This window comes from Paraburkholderia sp. BR14312 (genome assembly GCF_040948675.1).
In the GTDB taxonomy this organism is placed as follows: Bacteria; Pseudomonadota; Gammaproteobacteria; order Burkholderiales; family Burkholderiaceae; genus Paraburkholderia; species Paraburkholderia nodosa_A.
This window is the reverse complement of record NZ_JBFPKI010000007.1, coordinates 167,407-183,735: the sequence shown is the minus strand read 5'-3', so window position 1 is coordinate 183,735 and position 16,329 is coordinate 167,407. Positions and strand designations below refer to the sequence as shown.

The following is a 16,329-nucleotide window of genomic DNA, read 5'->3' as shown; positions in this document are numbered from 1 at the left end:
TGGCGCAATCATAGCGAACGCATCCGTATCGCGGTAGCAATTTGACATTCCCTGACCTTTTGACGGGGACCGGCGACGGAGTCCCGGCGAACGCATGCGGCGTGCCCACCGCGCGTGCGCTGAGTTAGCGCGCAAGCGAGATCTGCTGGTGAAAGGTCGCTGGATCGGTGTTGGTGCCACACAGCAGCACGCCGACGCGTTTGCCTTGCAGCGTGTCGCGCAGCGGCCCGAGCAAGCCCGCCGTGGCGGTGGCGCAAGCAGGCTCGACGGCGAGTTTGAGTTGCTCGAAGAGCACGCGCATCGCGCTGCGCAAGGCGTCGTCGGAGACCGTAACGACGCGCTCCAGATGACGGCGGCACAGCGTATAGCTGTATTGCTCCGCATGCGGCGCCATGAGCGAGTCGGCGATCGAGTGCATGTGGGTCAGGCGCACCGTATGGTTCGCGGCGAAGCTGCGCGCCATCACGTCCGCGCCCTCGGGCTCGACGCCATACACGTGCACGCGCGGATTCGCGAGCCGCAGCGCGGTGGCGACGCCCGCTGCGAGCCCGCCGCCGCCGATGGGCACGACGACCGCGTCGAGATCGGGCGCCTGGGTGGCCCATTCGTAGCCGAGCGTGGCCGTGCCGAGCACCGTGCGATAGCCGTTGAAGGGATGCACGAAATAGCGTCCCTCGTCGGTCTCGATACGGCGCACGATCTCGAACGCCTCGCTGCTGTTGCCCGCCACGACGATTTCTGCGCCAAAGCGCTTGCACTGCGCGACGCGTGCCGCGCTCGCGGAGCGAAAGAGCACGACCTTCGCGCTGATGCCAAGGCGCATCGCCGCGTACGCCACTGCAATTGCGTGATTGCCGCCCGAAACGCACGTGACGCCCGCGCTGCGTTGCGCGGCGTCGAGGGCGAGCAGATGCGTGAATGCGCCGCGCACCTTGAAGGTGCCGCTCGACTGCAGCAGCTCGAACTTGAAGTTCACGAGTGTCGCTTCGAGCGTGGACAGATCGTGGCGGTCGAACACCGGCGTGCGCAGCACCCACGGAGCGAGCGCGAAATGCTGCGAGGCGATCTCGTCGAGCGTGGGGATCGCCTCACCGTCGATCGTGTGACTGGTGGGCAGCGGCGCGGCGGTGGACATGATGGTGCGCGTCCGACGTGGTTACTGTGCCAGGGCTTCGACGGACATGCCGTGCACGAGCTTGCGCAGGAAACCTTCGCAGGCCGCGAGCTGTTCGAGCGAGACGTATTCGTTCGGCTTGTGCGCCTGCTGGATGTCGCCGGGGCCGCACACCACGCTCGGAGTGCCCGCGCGTGCGAACAGGCCCGCCTCGGTGCCATAGGCCACCTTGCGGCGCGCATGATCGGCGGTGAGCGCGCGTACGAGCTGCGTGATCGCGGCCTGCTCGGTGGCGTCGAGGCCCGGTGCGGCGGCGATCTTCGTGAACTCGATTGCGCCCACCGCGTGCTCGCGCTGCATCTTCGGCACGAGCGTTTCGCGTGCGTACTGCTCGATGCGCGCGAAAATCGTGTCGGGGTCGAGCGTCGGCAGATTGCGGAACTCGAACGCGAAGCGGCATTCGGCGGGCACCGTGTTGATCGCGTTGCCGCCTTCGATCGTGCTCGTCTGCGCGGTCGTGAACGGCACGTCGTAAAGCTCGTCGAACGGACCGTTCGCGCGGAACTCGTCGGCCATGTCGCGGATGTAGCAGATGAGGCGCGCCGCGTACTCGATCGCGTTCAGGCCGCGCGGCGTGAGCGACGAATGAGCGGCCTGCCCGCGCACGCAGCACTGGTACGCGTTGATGCCCTTGTGCGCGACGATGGGGCGCATGCTCGTGGGCTCGCCCACGATGCAGCCTTCAGGCTTCACGCCGCGCTTCACGAGTTCTTCGATCATGAGCGGCGCGCCTACGCAGCCTACTTCCTCGTCGAACGAGAGCGCGAGGTGCAAGGGCTTGGCAAGCTTCGTCTGCTGGATCTCAGGCAGGAGCGTGAGCGCCGCGCCGATGAAACCCTTCATGTCGCAGGTGCCGCGGCCATAGAGCAGCCCGTCGCGAATCTCGGGCTTGAATGGGTCGCTGTCCCATTTCTGGCCGTCCACGGGCACCACGTCGGTGTGGCCGGAGAGCACGATGCCGCCGTTCGTTTCGCCGTTGTGCGCGGGGATCGTGGCGAACAGGTTGGCCCATTTGCCGTCGCGGCCATAGGTGAGCGTCGATTCGATGCCGCGCGCGCGCAGATCGTCGCGCACGGTCTCGATCAGGCCGAGATTCGGATGGCGGCTGACCGTATCCATCGAAACCAGACGGGTGACCCAGGCAAGCGAGGCGGGAAGGGAGGCGGAAGGCGTGGACGACTGCGCTGCTTCAGCGGCGAGGGACATGTTGGACTCCAGCTTGCTTGTATTCTTCATCTTACCCAAAAAGAATACGGCAAGCCAAAGCCGCGAGCCGTATCGCGTCCCACGCAGCGGGCGACTGCGCTGCGCATGGCGCGCTGCAGCATGACGTGAAAACGCCCGCGCAGAGGGCAATCCGCGCGGGCGTCCGAAGATGATGAAAAGGCGTTCAGCGCGATGCGCCAGCGCGATTGGGCGCACCGAGCGCGCGCAACGTTTCCTTCACGGTCGCAACACGTACCGCGAGATCGGGGCTGCGCGTTTCGATGCGCAGCTTGTCCTGCCCCGCGAGCTTGATGTGCTTGTGCTTCTGCACCATCTCGATGATGCGCATGGCGTCCACGGGCGGATTCGGCACGAACTGCAGGCCGATGACCGCTTCGCCCGCATCGATCTTCGTGATGCCGAGGGGCTTGGCCGCCAGACGCAGACGGTGCGTTTCGATCAGCGCATGCGCTTGCGCGGGCATCTTGCCGAACCGGTCGATCAGCTCTTCCTGAATGCCGTCGATCGAATCGTCGTGCTCGCAGTTCGCGAGCCGCTTGTAGAGCGACAGGCGCTCCTGCACGTCGCCGCAATAGTCGGCGGGCAGGATGGCGGGCGCGTGCAGGTTGATCTCGGTGGTCGCCGCGAGCGGCGCGTTGAGATCGGGCTCGCGGCCGTCTTTCAGCGCCTTCACGGCGTCGTTGAGCATGTCCGTATACAGCTGGAAGCCGATCTCCTGGATCTCGCCCGACTGCTTGTCGCCGAGCACCTCGCCCGTGCCGCGAATCTCGAGGTCGTGCATCGCCAGATAGAAGCCCGAACCGAGTTCCTCCATCTGCTGAATGGCTTCGAGCCGGCGTTGCGCCTGCTTCGTGAGCCCTTGCGGATCGTGCACGAGCAAATACGCGTACGCCTGGTGGTGCGAACGCCCGACACGGCCGCGCAACTGGTGCAGCTGCGCGAGGCCGAACTTGTCGGAACGGTGGATGAGGATCGTGTTCGCCGTCGGCACGTCGATGCCGGTCTCGATGATCGTCGTGCAGAGCAGCACGTTCGCGCGTTGCGCTACGAAATCGCGCATCACGGCTTCGAGTTCGCGCTCGTGCATCTGGCCGTGCGCCACGGCGATGCGCGCTTCCGGCACGAGCGCTTCGAGCATCGCACGGCGGTTCTCGATGGTCTCGACCTCGTTGTGAAGGAAGTACACCTGACCGCCGCGCTTGAGTTCGCGCAGCATGGCCTCGCGAATCACGCTGTCTTCTTCGCGGCGCACGAACGTCTTGATGGCGAGGCGCTTTTGCGGCGCGGTCGCGATCACGGAGAAGTCGCGCAGGCCTTCGAGCGCCATGCCGAGCGTACGTGGAATCGGCGTGGCGGTGAGCGTGAGCACGTCGACTTCCGCGCGCAGCGCCTTGAGCGCCTCCTTCTGACGCACGCCGAAACGGTGTTCCTCGTCGATGATCACGAGCCCGAGGCGCTTGAACTGAACATCGGACGAAAGCAGCTTGTGCGTGCCGATCACGATATCGACGCTGCCGTCGTTGATCTGCTGGATCGAGCCGCTCACTTCCTTGGCGGACTTGAAGCGCGACAGCTCGGCGATGCGCACGGGCCAGTCGGCGAAGCGGTCCGTGAAGGTCTGCGTGTGCTGCTCGGCGAGCAGCGTGGTGGGCGAGAGAATTGCCACCTGCTTGCCGCCCATCACGGCGATGAACGCCGCGCGCAATGCCACTTCCGTTTTGCCGAAGCCCACGTCGCCGCACACGAGGCGGTCCATCGGCTTGCCGCTCGTCATGTCGCCGATGACCGCGGCGATCGCGGCGGCCTGGTCCGGCGTTTCCTCGAAACCGAAACTCTCCGCGAACTTGACATAGTCTCGCGGCTCGAGCGCGAACGCGTGGCCCTCGCGCGCGGCGCGGCGTGCGTAGAGGTTCAAAAGCTCGGCGGCCGTGTCGCGGATCTGCTGCGCGGCCTTGCGGCGCGCCTTTTCCCACTGGCCCGAACCGAGCGCATGCAGCGGCGCGCTATCGGGATCGGCGCCGCTGTAGCGCGAAATCACATGCAGTTGCGATACCGGCACGTAGAGCTTGCTGCCGTTCGCATATTCGAGGTGCAGGAACTCGGTGTCGCCTTCGCCGAGGTCCATCGTCACGAGACCGTGATAACGGCCGATGCCATGCTGCGCGTGGACCACCGGATCGCCCACTTTCAGCTCGGAAAGGTCGCGCACCATCGAATCGACGTTGCTCGCCTGTTCCTGGCGACGGCGCCCGGCGCGTCGCGCGAGCGGGCCGTAAAGCTCGGTCTCGGTGATGACCGCGAGTTCCTCGCCCGGCAGCGAGAAGCCCGTGGAGAGGGGCGCGACGCCCATCGTGAAACGCTCGTCGCCGGTGAGCCAGTCCTCGAAGCTGTCCGCGCCCGCGGGGCGCAGATGGTTGTCGGCGAGCAGCTGCGCGATGGTTTCGCGCCGGCCCGCCGATTCCACCGCGAACAGCACGCGGTTCTTCGTCGTTTCGAGGTACGTGCGCAGCGACGCGAGCGGGTCGTCGGCGTGGCGGTCGATCGCCAGGTTCGGCAGCGCCGTGGCCCAGCCGCCCGCGCTCGTGGCGGGCAGCACGAGACGTGCGAACGGCTTCGCGAACGTGAAAAAGTCCTCGTCGGTCAGGAAGAGTCGCTGCGGCTCCAGGATCGGCCGCTCGCGGTCATGCGAGAGGAAGTTGTGGCGCTGCTTCGTGTCGTTCGTGAAGCGGCGGATCGAGGCGTCGAGGTCGCCCGAGAACACCAGCTGGGCGTTTGCCGGCAGATAGTGGAAGAGCGTGGCCGTTTCTTCGAAAAAGAGCGGCAGGTAGTATTCGATGCCCGCTGACGGCACGCCGTTGCCCATGTCCTTGTAGATCGTCGCGCGGCTCGGGTCGCCCTCGAACACCTCGCGCCAGCGGCTGCGAAACGCCGTGCGCGCGGCTTCGTCGAACGGGAACTCGCGACCCGGCAGCAGGCGCACGTCCTTGACGGGATAGAGGCTGCGCTGGCTGTCCGGATCGAACGCGCGGATCGAGTCGACCTGGTCGTCGAAGAGGTCGATGCGGTAGGGCAGCGGCGAGCCCATCGGAAAGAGGTCGATGAGCGAGCCGCGCACGCAATATTCGCCCGGGCGCACCACCTGGCTCACGTGCTCGTAGCCCGCGAGCGTGAGCTGCGACTTGAGCTTCGCTTCGTCGAGGCGTTCGCCCTGCGAGAACGAGAACGTATACGCCGCGAGGAACGAGGCGGGCGGCATGCGGTAGAGCGCCGTGGTGGCCGGCACGATGAGAATGTCGCAGCGGCCTTCGCCGAGATCGTGCAGCGTCGCGAGGCGCTCGGAAACGAGGTCCTGGTGCGGAGAAAACGTGTCGTACGGCAGCGTTTCCCAGTCGGGCAACAGGCGCACGCGCGCCTCGGGCGCGAAGAACGGAATTTCCTGGGCGAGGCGCTGCGCGTCCACGGCGCTCGCGCAGATCACGGCCAGCAGCGGCGCACGGGCGGCGCTGGCGCGCGCGGCCTCGCGGTAGCGGGCGATCAGGAGCGCGTCGGACGAGCCGTGCGTGCCATCGAACGCGTAGCGCTGCCCCGGCTTGACGACGGCAACGGGGGACGGGGATTGCGAGGAAGCGGCGATATCGGACATGGGCAACAGGGTGGCCGACGTTTGTGTCGGCGCTTGTGTCGGTATGGTGGCCAGTTCAGTTCGGGCACGGTGCAACACCGGGATATGGGGGCCGGTTTGCGGTCTTCAAGTGAATTCGGCGCGCTTTTCCTTACGTTGCGCGGGCATTCCAGGGCCGTTTTGCGGGCGTCCGGCGTGCGGGCAAGGGACCTATTATAAAATCCGTCCTTTAATTTGACTCATGCGGCTCGCGACACCGTGACTTCACGCCTCTTTGCCCTGATTCCGTGCGCCGGTACCGGCAGCCGGTCGGGCTCGGCCATGCCGAAACAATATCGAATCGTTGCCGGACGCGACCTCCTGCACTATACGCTTGCCGCTTTTGACGCCTGCAACGAATTCTCGCAGACGCTCGTGGTGATTTCTCCCGACGATAACCACTTCGACGCCCGGCGCTTCGGCGGCCTGCGCTTTGCCGTGCGCCGCTGCGGCGGCGCCTCGCGCCAGGCTACGGTCTATAACGGCCTCGCCGCGCTCGCCGAATTCGGCGCAACCGACGACGACTGGGTGCTCGTGCACGACGCCGCGCGTCCCGGCATCACGCCGGCGCTGATCCGCGCGCTCGTCGAGTCGCTCAAGGACGACCCCGTGGGCGGCATCATGGCGCTGCCGGTGGCCGACACGCTCAAGCGCGTCGCGCCGAAGGACCCCGCGGCGCCCGGCGCGCATATCGCGCGCACCGAATCGCGCGACGGCCTCTGGCAGGCCCAGACCCCGCAGATGTTCCGCATCGGCATGCTGCGCACGGCCATCGAGCGCGCGCAGCAGGACGGCCACGATCTCACTGACGAAGCGAGCGCGATCGAGTGGCTCGGCCACGCGCCGCGACTCGTGCAGGGCAGCCTGCGCAACTTCAAGGTGACGTACCCCGAAGATTTCGCGCTCGCCGAAGCGATCCTCAGCCGGCCCGCGGAGTAAGCGCGCCGCAATCCCTTTACCCGGAACCCCAAACATGGACATCAGAATCGGACAAGGCTACGACGTGCACGCGCTGGTGCCGGGCCGCCCGCTCGTGCTCGGCGGCGTGACGATCCCCTACGATCGCGGCCTGCTCGGCCACTCGGACGCCGACGTGCTGCTGCACGCCATCACCGATGCGCTGTTCGGCGCCGCCGCGCTCGGCGACATCGGCCGCCATTTCCCCGACACCGACAAGCAGTTCTACGGCGCGAACAGCCGCGTGCTGCTGCGCGAATGTCTGCGCCGCGTGCAGGAGGCGGGCTTCACGCTCATGAACGTCGATACCACGGTGATCGCGCAGGCGCCCAAGCTCGCACCGCACATCGAATCGATGCGCAAGACGATCGCCGAAGACCTGAACCTGCCGGTCGAGCGCGTCAACGTGAAAGCGAAGACGAATGAAAAGCTCGGCTATCTCGGCCGCAGCGAAGGGATCGAAGCGCAGGCGGCGGTACTGCTGCTGCGCGCATGAGCGGTTATTCAACCGTCGTTTTGAAGGGTTGAACGGCGCGAGCAGGACCCGTGCCTGCTCCGCACCTGACGGCGATGATTGCAGCTGCAATCATCGCCGTTGCTTTTCTTGCCGATTAATTTCCGTTTTTTTCGTCCCATACTGAACCGGTATCCGGAAGTGGGGAGGACGATGGCGGGAGTTGAAAGACGCGTGAAAGGCTTCGATGGCCTGCGGGCGCTGGCAGTGGTGCTCGTGTTCCTCTCGCACAAGGCCCACGTCGACGCGGTCGATGCGGGCAAGATCGGCGTCTGGCTGTTCTTTCTGATCAGCGGCTATCTGATCATCGGTGAGTTGCATCGCAATCGGGTCCGCATCGAGCAGCACGGCGCGCGCACGGCCGCGCTGCTGTACGTCTTTTTCATGAAGCGCACGCTGCGCATTTTTCCCGTGTATTACCTGCTGCTCGTCGCGCTCACCATCGCGCATGCGAGCTTCTATCAGCGCGATGTCGACCTCGGGCTCGCCTGGCATTTCGTATTCCTCTCCAATTACTGGATCGGCGTAGTGCACGACGGTTGGCCCGGCACCGTGTCGCATTTCTGGAGCCTCGCGGTCGAGCAGCAGTTCTATCTCGTCGCGCCGTTTGCGCTGCTGTTCGTGCGCGCGTCGCGCCATCTCGCGCTCTGCGCGGTGGTCATCGCGGCGGCGGCGTGCGCGCATCTCGCGCTCTACGAAGCAGGGGCGATCGCGCCGCTCATCTACGCATTCTCGCCGTGGAATTTCGCCATGCTTGCGCTCGGTGGCGCACTGGCGATTGGCGGCGCGCGCGTGCCACTACGCCCGGGGGTGTTGAGCGCGTTGTGGCTCGTCGGGGCGTGTGCGGCGGTTGCCGGCTTCGCGCTGGCGCGCGCCGATTGTGCTGACTGCGCCGAAGGCGTGACGAGCGTGACGATGCTGCCGGGCTGCTTCGACATCGGGCTCGCGCTCTCGCTCGGCGCGCTGTTCCTGTGGCTCGTGCGCCGACAGGACAGCGTACTGGTCGCAGCGCTGGAACTGCGGCCGCTCGCATATCTCGGCACGATCAGCTACGGCTTCTATCTGTTTCACAACCTCGTGCCGGCGCGCCTTGGCATGGCGCCGGGGCTCTATGCGAGGCTCCATGTGCCCGATATTGCTCAGCCGGCCCTCGCGCTCGTGTTGCAGTTCGCGCTGGCCGTGTTGCTCGCCCATCTGTCGTGGCAGGTGCTGGAAAAGCGCGTGCTCGAGTGGAAGCGGCCGCTCGAAACGGCCATACGCAACCGCCTGCCCACCCGCACCGCCGCGAGCCAGACGTGATGCGCCACGGCGCGAGACCTAGAGCGTTCCGCCGCCGACTTCGCGCCCGTCCGGACACAGCTCGCCGGTCTGCAACCCATCGAGCACGCGCAGCACTTCTTCGGCGCTGCGCCCGACGTTCAGGTTGTTCACCGTGACATGCTGGATCGTGTTGTCGGGATCGACGATGAACGTCGCGCGCAGCGCCACGCCCGCTTCCTTGTCGCGTATGCCGAGCTGATCGATGAGTTCGCCCTTCACGTCGCCGAACGAATAGTGATTGAGGCGATCGAGCGTCTTGTCCTCGCGTCGCCAGGCGAGCTTCACATATTCGTTATCGCAGCTGCCGCCCATCACGACCGTTTCGCGGTCATCGAATTCCTTGATGAGCCGTGCGAACGCGACGATCTCGGTGGGGCAAACGAGCGTGAAATCCTTGGGGTAGAAGTAGATGACCTTCCACTTGTTGGCGAAGGTCTGCTCGGTGATCTCGGTGAACGCCGACTCGCCGTTTTCTTCGGGATGGTTAAAGCCGGGCTTCGCGGCCGTGACGGTAAAGGCTTCGAGTTTGTCGCCGACGGTTTTCATGGCGGAGGTCCTCAGACGAGAGACGGGCCGGGCGGCCCGCTTTGACGCCACGCGCTGCGTGGCGTGCCCAGGAAAACGATTGTCGCAGGTGCGGGCGGCGCGTGGTGCGGCGGTGCGCCGCCGCCGGGTCTCGATCAGGAGGGGACGAGCCTCAGGCGCCCTTGGCGAGCGGGAACTCGATCGTCACTTCGAGGCCCGGGCCCGGCAGCCGGTTGCGCAGGCGCAGCGCGCCGCGATAGCGGCCCACGAGGCGCTGCACGATGGCCATGCCGAGTCCCGTGCCGTTGGCCTGCGTGCGGGCCGTATCGACGCGGTAAAACGGCCGCGTGACGAGCGGGAGCTGATCCTCGGGAATGCCCGGGCCTTCGTCGACCACCGAGAGCTCGACGCGCGAATGCGAGACGCGCGTTTCGAGCATGATGTGCGGAATGCCGTCGGTTTCGCTCGCGCCGTACTTGCGCGCGTTCTCGATCAGGTTGCCCACGACGCGGCGCATGTCGGTGTCGTCGGCTTCGATCATGGCCGAGGGCGCGAGTCGCGTGATGAGACGCACGCCGTCTTCGCTTGCCATGCGCGCGGCCATCTCGCCGGCAATGACCGAGAGGTCGACGCGCTCGGGCATGCGCTGGGTGGGCCGAGCGTAATCGAGGAAGCGGCCGATGATCATGTCCATCTGCTCGATGTCGTCGATCATCGCGTCCTTGGTGGCCTGGTCGGACGGACTCATCTCCGTCTCGAGGCGCAGGCGCGCGAGCGGCGTGCGCAAATCGTGCGAGATGCCCGCGAGCATCAGCGCGCGGTCGGCCTCCAGCTGCTCGAGGTCGCGCACCATCTGGTTGAACGAGCGATTGGTTTCGGCCGCGACGCCCATGCCGCTCTCAGGCAAGGGCGCAGGCGGCTGCCCCGAGCCCAGCATGCGCGCAGACATGGCGAGCCGCGCGAATGGCCGGTTCACGAGACTCGTGATGAAGGCCGCCCCGAAAAGCGATAGCGCAAGCGCCGAGACGCCCCATCCGACCCACTGCAAACCGGTGACGTTGTCGAGCTGGTCGCGGTCGAGCGCGACCCAGTAGTCGTCTTCGTCGATCTTGAAGCTGATCCACACGCCCGGAATGTCGTTCACGGACTGCGCGATCACGGTGTCGTCGCCAAGACGGCCGCGGATGTCGTGCTCGATCAGGCGATTGAGCGACTCATCGGGCTGGAGCTTGTATTTGTCGGTGGTTTCGCGCGGGTACACGCGCACGCCCTCGTTACTCTCGAGATCCTGCAGCAGTGCGCGGCGCAGATCGGGATCGGAGTAGAGGAGTGCGGTGCGCGTGAGCTTCACGATCGCGACGAGCTGGAGCGCCACGCGCTGCGCGCGCGGCTCCCGTTCGATCACGCGAAAGCTCTGGAACCACGCGGCGAGACTGACCGCGATGAGAAGGGCGATCAGCAGGAAGGTGCGCCAGAACAGATCGCCGAACGCGAGCGTGAGCAAACGCCGGTCAATCCGCATGGGCCCTTCCCGTTTCAACAGAGGCAGTGCAGACAACGAGACACCATTCAGGATCACGCGGCGCCGTCGGGAATGAACACATACCCGAGGCCCCAGACCGTTTGAATGAAACGCGGGCTGCCCGGATCGGGTTCGATGAGCTTGCGCAGGCGCGAGATCTGCACGTCGAGGCTGCGGTCGAACACTTCGTATTCACGGCCGCGCGCCAGTTCCATGAGCTTTTCGCGCGAGAGCGGCTGGCGCGGATGACGCGCGAACACCTTGAGCACCGAGAATTCGCCCGTGGTGAGCGGAATTTCCTGGCCGGCCTTGGTGAGCGTGCGCGTGGCGAGGTTCAACGCGAATTCACCGAACTCGAACACTTCGGTGGTTTCCGAGGGCGCGCCCGGCAGTTCGGACGGCGCCTGACGGCGCAGCACCGCGTGAATGCGGGCGACAAGTTCGCGCGGGTTGAAAGGCTTGGGCAGATAGTCGTCGGCACCCATTTCGAGGCCGACGATGCGATCCACGTCCTCGCCCTTGGCGGTGAGCATGATGATGGGCGTGCGGTCGTTGCTACCGCGCAGGCGGCGGCAGATCGACAGGCCGTCTTCGCCTGGCAGCATGAGGTCGAGCACCAGCAGGTCGAAACGCTCGCGCACCCACAGCTTGTTCATGGCGGGGGCGTTTTCGGCCACATAGACGTTGAAGCCTTGCTCGCCGAGGTAGCGGCGCAGCAGGTCCCGCAGTCGGGGATCGTCATCGACAACGAGAATTTTGGACGGGTTTTTGGTTTCCATGCCTGGCATCTTAGCGCGATTGGATAGTGGTGCGAGTTTGCACCAATTATCAGGTTACAGTCAGTTACAAAATTTACCCGTGCTGTGCCACGACCGCAAGCACCGACAGATAGACTTCTTTACGGAAAGCGGCAGTTCGGTAGATACTTCATTCGACTTTAAAATTCATGCCCGCGCCGAGCCGGGTTCGCACATGTATTCGAGGTAGCCGTTTGCCGCGTCAAGAAGGGAACAAAACGATGGGAGGGGTCAGGCCGACAATGCGCCACACCATGCTTGCACTGGCGCTAGCCGGTGGCGTGGCGGCTGCACTGGAGTCGGTGCCGGCCCGGGCCCAGCCCTCCGCAGACCGCTACGAGAACTCGCAGTCCTCCGCTCGCTCGCCGTTCGGCAAATCGTCGATGCGGCGCGTACGCAGCGACACGATCCCGCGCCCCGCATCGGACATCAACCAGCGTCCCGCGGTTCCCCCCGATCTCGATCAGCGTCGCCGCGACGGCCATATGACGCCTGATGAGCGGCGCCTCCTGCGCCAGCACATCGAAGACGCCGTGCGCGAACTGTACAAGCGCTAATGCCGCTGAGGCGGTGTAAATGCCGCTCTGCTGCGAAAGTGCCGCAATAACGTTTACGCGATTTTCTTTTCGCACCTCATGCACGCCTTTCTCACGCCTTTCATGATTTTACCGGCTTCGAAGCGCGCATTCGCGCACTTGCACCGCCGAAACGCGCTGAAAAATACCGTAGCAATTGCACTGTCAACATCCGTTTCGTCGCAGCCGTTAAGCCGGTACCTTTAATGATTGCGCCGGCGGTTTCGTCGTGCGCCCATTCATCATGAGCGACTCCAGACGGTCGAAGGCAAGCGCGCAGTCCGCCGCCCGCGCAGCGGCGCCCGACGACGGCGCGGATGCACTGCTCGATGCCGACGACGCCCGCCATCTTCTCGTGCGCACGGGCTTCGCGCCGCGCGAGAGCGAAGTCGAGCCTTACGTGGGGCTCTCGCGAGAGCAGGCTGTCGCGCGGCTCGTCGGCAACGCGCGCCGCGAGGCGCTCACGCCGCTGCCCGCGTGGACCGCCGAAGTCCCGCCGAGTCGGGCACAGCGCAACGCGTGGACCCCTGAAGAGCGCCAGCAAGCGCAGCGCCAGCGCGGTGCGCGCTATGACGAATTGCGCGCATGGTGGCTGCGCGAAATGCTCGTCACGCCTTCGCCGCTGACCGAGCGCATGACGCTCTTCTGGCACAACCACTTCACCTCGGGTCAGGACAAAGTCGGCGAGCCGCAGTTGATGGCCGCGCAAAACGCGCTGTTGCGGCGCGATGCGCTGGGCAGTTTCGCGAGCATGCTGCATGCGGTCGCGAAGGACCCCGCGATGCTGCTTTACCTCGACGGCGCGAGCAATCGCAAGGGCCGGCCCAACGAGAATTTCGCGCGTGAAGTGATGGAGCTGTTCACGCTGGGCGAAGGACAGTACGCGCAGCGCGACGTTGCCGAAGCGGCGCGCGCCTACACGGGTTGGAGTCTCGATCCCGACACCCAGGCGTTCGTCTGGCGCGCCGATTTGCACGACGACGGCGAGAAGACCGTGCTGGGACGCAGCGGTCCGTTCGACGGCGACCAGGTGCTCGACATCCTGCTCATGCAGCCGCAAACTGCCAGGTATGTGTCGGCGAGGCTTTGGCGCGAGTTCATCTCCGCGACGCCCGACGATGCGCAGCTTGCAAGCGTCGCCGATCGTTTTCGCGCAAGCGGTTATGACGTCGGCGCCGCGCTTCGCGCGCTCTTCGTCACTCCCGCGTTCTGGGATGAGCGCAATCGGGGCGTGCTCGTCAGTTCGCCTGTGGAGTTCATCGTCGGCACGCTGCGGCGCTTCGATGTGGCCTATGGCGATACGCTGCCGTTCGCGCTCCGCTCGGCCGCGTTGGGCGAGAACCTGTTCTATCCGCCGAACGTGAAGGGGTGGCCCGGCGGGGCATCGTGGATCAATAGCTCGACGCTGCTCGCGCGCAAGCAGTTCGTCGAGCAGCTGTTTCGTGCGACGGAAGCAGGGCGGCCGCATGCTTCGGCCGCAGCGACCAGGATCGCCGCAAGCCTGCCGCAAAACATGCAGAACGCGCCGAACGCGATGCGGCGTGACGCGTTGCAAGGCGGCATGCGCTTCGATCTGGATGGCTGGCTCTCGCGCTACGGTCTCACCGCCGATGCCACGCCAGGCTTGTCCGCGCAGTTGCAAATGCAGCATGCAGTCCTGCCGCTGGCGCCCGTCGATGCGATTGCAGTTGGCAGCCGTGCGGGTTCGTATCTCCAGGCACTGCTGATGGATCCGGTGTATCAGTTGAAGTGAAGCAATGAATACGAATAGCCGAATCCCTGGCGGCAATGTGCGCCGCCGCACTGACGAGCGAGGCAAGCCATGAAGCGACGCGACTTTCTTGCAGCCGGTGCGACGGCCGCCGCGGTGGCGGGTACTACGCTATGGTTGCCTCGCGCTGCGCGCGCGCAAGGCACGGTGTCCATGCATGCGGGCACGGCGAGCGGCTACGAGAACCTGCTGATTCTCGTCGAGCTGAAGGGCGGCAACGACGGCCTCAACACCGTCGTGCCGTTTGCCGATCCGCTCTACTACAGCTACCGGCAAACGATCGGCGTGCCGCGCGCACAGGCGATTCAACTGGACGAGCGCACGGCGCTGCATCCGGCGCTCGCGCCGCTCATGCCGATGTGGCGCGCGCACGAGCTCGCGATCGTGCAGGGCGTGAGCTACCCGCAGCCCAATCTTTCGCACTTTCGGTCCATCGAGATCTGGGACACGGCTTCGCGCTCCAACGAATATCTGCGCGAGGGCTGGCTTACGCGCGCGTTTGCACGCGAGCCGGTGCCGTCCGGATTCGCCGCCGATGCGCTCGTGCTCGGCAGCGCCGAGATGGGGCCGCTCTCGAACGGCGCGCGCGCCATCGCGCTCGTCAATCCGGCACAGTTCGCACGCGCTTCGCGCCTCGTGACACCGGTCTCGCTCAAGGAACGCAATCCCGCGCTCGCGCATATCCTCGACGTCGAGAACGACATCGTGCATGCCGCCGATGCGCTGCGGCCCCGCCCGGGCAATTACGCGCTGAAGACTGCGTTTCCGCCAGGCGCGTTCGGCACCTCGATCAAAACGGCCATGCAGGCGCTCGCCTCGAGCGACACCCCGCAAGGTACGCCGATGGCGGGGCGCGGTGTCGCGGTGATTCGTCTGACGCTGAACGGCTTCGACACGCATCAGAACCAGCCGCAGCGTCACGCCGACTTGCTGCGCCAGTTCGCGACGGGCATGGCGGCGATGCGCTCGGCGCTCGCAGAACTCGGGCGTTGGGACCGCACGCTCATCGTGACGTATGCGGAATTCGGGCGGCGGGTGCGCGAGAATCAAAGCCGCGGCACCGATCACGGTACGGCTTCGGCGCACTTCGTCGCGGGCGGGCGGGTGGCGGGCGGGCTCTATGGCCAGGCGCCGCAACTCGCGCGGCTCGACGGCAACGGCAATCTGCCGGTGGGCGTCGATTTCAGGCAGATCTATGCGACCGTGCTAGGCCCGTGGTGGGGCCTCGACGCGCAGGCCGTGCTGCAGCAGCGCTTCGAGCCGCTGCCCTTGCTGCGCGCGTAGCGCGGGCGTCAACCGCGCCGCGCGGCGCGCCAGGCGATCCAGAGCTTGCGCACTGGCGTGAGCACGATCTGCTGATGCAGCACCTGGTAGCCTTCGCGCTCGACTTCGTCGAGCAACGCGAGTTCGAGCGCAGCGAGCGCACGCAAGGTGCGCTGGTCGCGCCGTGCCGAAGCGGGAATCGCGTCGAGCGCTGCCTGAACCGATTCGCGCGCACGCGAGGTCTCGAACTGCATCAGCTCGGTGAACTCCGCGCTATAGCGCCGGTTGATGAGATCGGCGGCGGTGACGTTGTAGCGCTGCAGTTCGTCGATGGGCACGTAGATGCGGCCATGGCGCGCGTCGTTGCCGATTTCCGGCACGAACTGCGCGAGCATCAGCGCGTTGCCGAGCGGGGCGGCCCAGCGTGCGGCGTTCTCGCGATCCTCGTCGGTGCGCGCGCTCAGTTGCGCGACGAGGGAGGCGAACGTGCCACCCACGCCCTGCATATAGCGGCGCAGGTTCGGCAGATCGAGATAACGCGCCTGCTCGAAGTCCATCTCGAAGCCGGCGAGCAGCGCTTGCAGAGCGGGATAGACGGCGCTCGCATCGCCGAGATGCGCGGCGAGCGCCAGGGTGACCGGATGCGCGGGTTTGCCCGCGGCGAGCGCGGCCAGTTCCTTTTGCCACCAGGCGAGCTTCGTGCGGCCGACGGTGGGATCGCTCGTTTCTTTCGCGGTTTCCTCGAGTTCGCGGCGCAGTGCGAAGAGGGCGGTCAGGAGCGGCTGGCGCGCAGCGCGGGCCTGACGCAGCGCATAGTAAGTGCTCGAACCAGGGGGAGCCGCCTTTTGCAGGCAGTAGTCGTCGAAGTTCACGGCGTTCGGAGATGTGGGGCGAAGCGGCTTGCGCGGCGGCCAGCGCGCCGCGACGGTAGAGCCGCGATTCTAGCATCGGCGCGGCTTTCGGCCGGCCCTGGAGGGCGCCCCGGCGCGTGGGTCGATGCGCTGTCGTGCCCCGTCGTGCACT

The 16,329-nt window shown here is 66.0% G+C and carries 13 protein-coding genes; 6 read left to right on the top strand and 7 right to left on the bottom strand.

Annotated features, from left to right (window positions below):
* Window positions 1-124 precede the first annotated feature (124 nt).
* The 3 genes from AB3X98_RS20940 to mfd form a co-directional block, all read right to left on the bottom strand.
* Entirely contained in the window at window positions 125-1,135 is a 1,011-nt protein-coding gene (locus tag AB3X98_RS20940; RefSeq protein ID WP_069268108.1) for a threonine/serine dehydratase, read from the bottom strand.
* Window positions 1,136-1,156: 21 nt separating this feature from the next.
* A complete protein-coding gene (gene argE / locus AB3X98_RS20935; RefSeq protein ID WP_368604228.1) occupies window positions 1,157-2,380 on the bottom strand; it encodes an acetylornithine deacetylase in 1,224 nt (407 codons plus the stop codon).
* A 184-nt stretch (window positions 2,381-2,564) separates the two neighbouring features.
* Complete coding sequence (gene mfd / locus AB3X98_RS20930; RefSeq protein WP_368604229.1) at window positions 2,565-6,044, bottom strand: transcription-repair coupling factor; 3,480 nt, start codon at window positions 6,042-6,044, stop codon at window positions 2,565-2,567.
* Between the two features lie 237 nt (window positions 6,045-6,281).
* Here mfd and ispD point away from each other — a divergent pair, with 237 nt between their 5' ends.
* The 3 genes from ispD (at window position 6,282) to AB3X98_RS20915 (ending at window position 8,832) form a co-directional block, all read left to right on the top strand.
* Window positions 6,282-7,001, top strand: a complete 720-nt coding sequence (gene ispD, locus AB3X98_RS20925) for a 2-C-methyl-D-erythritol 4-phosphate cytidylyltransferase (RefSeq protein WP_069268106.1) — start codon at window positions 6,282-6,284, stop codon at window positions 6,999-7,001.
* A gap of 34 nt (window positions 7,002-7,035) precedes the next feature.
* Window positions 7,036-7,515 carry a 2-C-methyl-D-erythritol 2,4-cyclodiphosphate synthase gene (ispF, locus tag AB3X98_RS20920; protein WP_069268105.1) on the top strand — a complete coding sequence of 160 codons (480 nt, stop codon included), beginning with the start codon at window positions 7,036-7,038 and terminating at the stop codon, window positions 7,513-7,515.
* Between the two features lie 171 nt (window positions 7,516-7,686).
* Window positions 7,687-8,832: an acyltransferase family protein gene (locus tag AB3X98_RS20915; protein ID WP_368604230.1), complete on the top strand. Its 1,146-nt coding sequence runs from the start codon at window positions 7,687-7,689 to the stop codon at window positions 8,830-8,832.
* 18 nt (window positions 8,833-8,850) lie between these two features.
* On the opposite strand, the gene AB3X98_RS20910 is transcribed toward AB3X98_RS20915, so the two are convergent.
* From AB3X98_RS20910 to ompR, 3 genes are all read right to left on the bottom strand, one after another.
* A complete protein-coding gene (locus AB3X98_RS20910; RefSeq protein ID WP_069268103.1) occupies window positions 8,851-9,399 on the bottom strand; it encodes a peroxiredoxin in 549 nt (182 codons plus the stop codon).
* 151 nt (window positions 9,400-9,550) lie between these two features.
* Complete coding sequence (locus tag AB3X98_RS20905; protein ID WP_069268102.1) at window positions 9,551-10,900, bottom strand: ATP-binding protein; 1,350 nt, start codon at window positions 10,898-10,900, stop codon at window positions 9,551-9,553.
* Between the two features lie 53 nt (window positions 10,901-10,953).
* Entirely contained in the window at window positions 10,954-11,679 is a 726-nt protein-coding gene (gene ompR, locus AB3X98_RS20900) for a two-component system response regulator OmpR (protein ID WP_035514479.1), read from the bottom strand.
* 260 nt (window positions 11,680-11,939) lie between these two features.
* Here ompR and AB3X98_RS20895 point away from each other — a divergent pair, with 260 nt between their 5' ends.
* From AB3X98_RS20895 to AB3X98_RS20885, 3 genes are all read left to right on the top strand, one after another.
* Window positions 11,940-12,254: a hypothetical protein gene (locus AB3X98_RS20895; RefSeq protein ID WP_069268101.1), complete on the top strand. Its 315-nt coding sequence runs from the start codon at window positions 11,940-11,942 to the stop codon at window positions 12,252-12,254.
* A 262-nt stretch (window positions 12,255-12,516) separates the two neighbouring features.
* A complete protein-coding gene (locus AB3X98_RS20890; protein WP_368604231.1) occupies window positions 12,517-14,025 on the top strand; it encodes a DUF1800 family protein in 1,509 nt (502 codons plus the stop codon).
* 69 nt (window positions 14,026-14,094) lie between these two features.
* Window positions 14,095-15,327, top strand: coding sequence for a DUF1501 domain-containing protein (locus AB3X98_RS20885; protein ID WP_368604232.1), 1,233 nt, complete (start codon window positions 14,095-14,097; stop codon window positions 15,325-15,327).
* Window positions 15,328-15,335: 8 nt separating this feature from the next.
* On the opposite strand, the gene AB3X98_RS20880 is transcribed toward AB3X98_RS20885, so the two are convergent.
* Complete coding sequence (locus tag AB3X98_RS20880; protein WP_368604233.1) at window positions 15,336-16,178, bottom strand: squalene/phytoene synthase family protein; 843 nt, start codon at window positions 16,176-16,178, stop codon at window positions 15,336-15,338.
* Between the last annotated feature and the right edge of the window lie 151 nt (window positions 16,179-16,329).

What these genes read in the sequence shown, in the direction of transcription:
- AB3X98_RS20890 (WP_368604231.1), top strand. Translation starts at nt 12,517, where the DNA reads ATGAGCGACTCCAGACGGTCGAAGGCAAGCGCGCAGTCCGCCGCCCGC.
- AB3X98_RS20915 (WP_368604230.1), top strand. Translation starts at nt 7,687, where the DNA reads ATGGCGGGAGTTGAAAGACGCGTGAAAGGCTTCGATGGCCTGCGGGCG.
- mfd (WP_368604229.1), bottom strand. Translation starts at nt 6,044, where the DNA reads ATGTCCGATATCGCCGCTTCCTCGCAATCCCCGTCCCCCGTTGCCGTC.
- ispF (WP_069268105.1), top strand. Translation starts at nt 7,036, where the DNA reads ATGGACATCAGAATCGGACAAGGCTACGACGTGCACGCGCTGGTGCCG.
- AB3X98_RS20885 (WP_368604232.1), top strand. Translation starts at nt 14,095, where the DNA reads ATGAAGCGACGCGACTTTCTTGCAGCCGGTGCGACGGCCGCCGCGGTG.
- argE (WP_368604228.1), bottom strand. Translation starts at nt 2,380, where the DNA reads ATGTCCCTCGCCGCTGAAGCAGCGCAGTCGTCCACGCCTTCCGCCTCC.
- ompR (WP_035514479.1), bottom strand. Translation starts at nt 11,679, where the DNA reads ATGGAAACCAAAAACCCGTCCAAAATTCTCGTTGTCGATGACGATCCC.
- AB3X98_RS20940 (WP_069268108.1), bottom strand. Translation starts at nt 1,135, where the DNA reads ATGTCCACCGCCGCGCCGCTGCCCACCAGTCACACGATCGACGGTGAG.
- AB3X98_RS20905 (WP_069268102.1), bottom strand. Translation starts at nt 10,900, where the DNA reads ATGCGGATTGACCGGCGTTTGCTCACGCTCGCGTTCGGCGATCTGTTC.
- AB3X98_RS20895 (WP_069268101.1), top strand. Translation starts at nt 11,940, where the DNA reads ATGCGCCACACCATGCTTGCACTGGCGCTAGCCGGTGGCGTGGCGGCT.
- AB3X98_RS20910 (WP_069268103.1), bottom strand. Translation starts at nt 9,399, where the DNA reads ATGAAAACCGTCGGCGACAAACTCGAAGCCTTTACCGTCACGGCCGCG.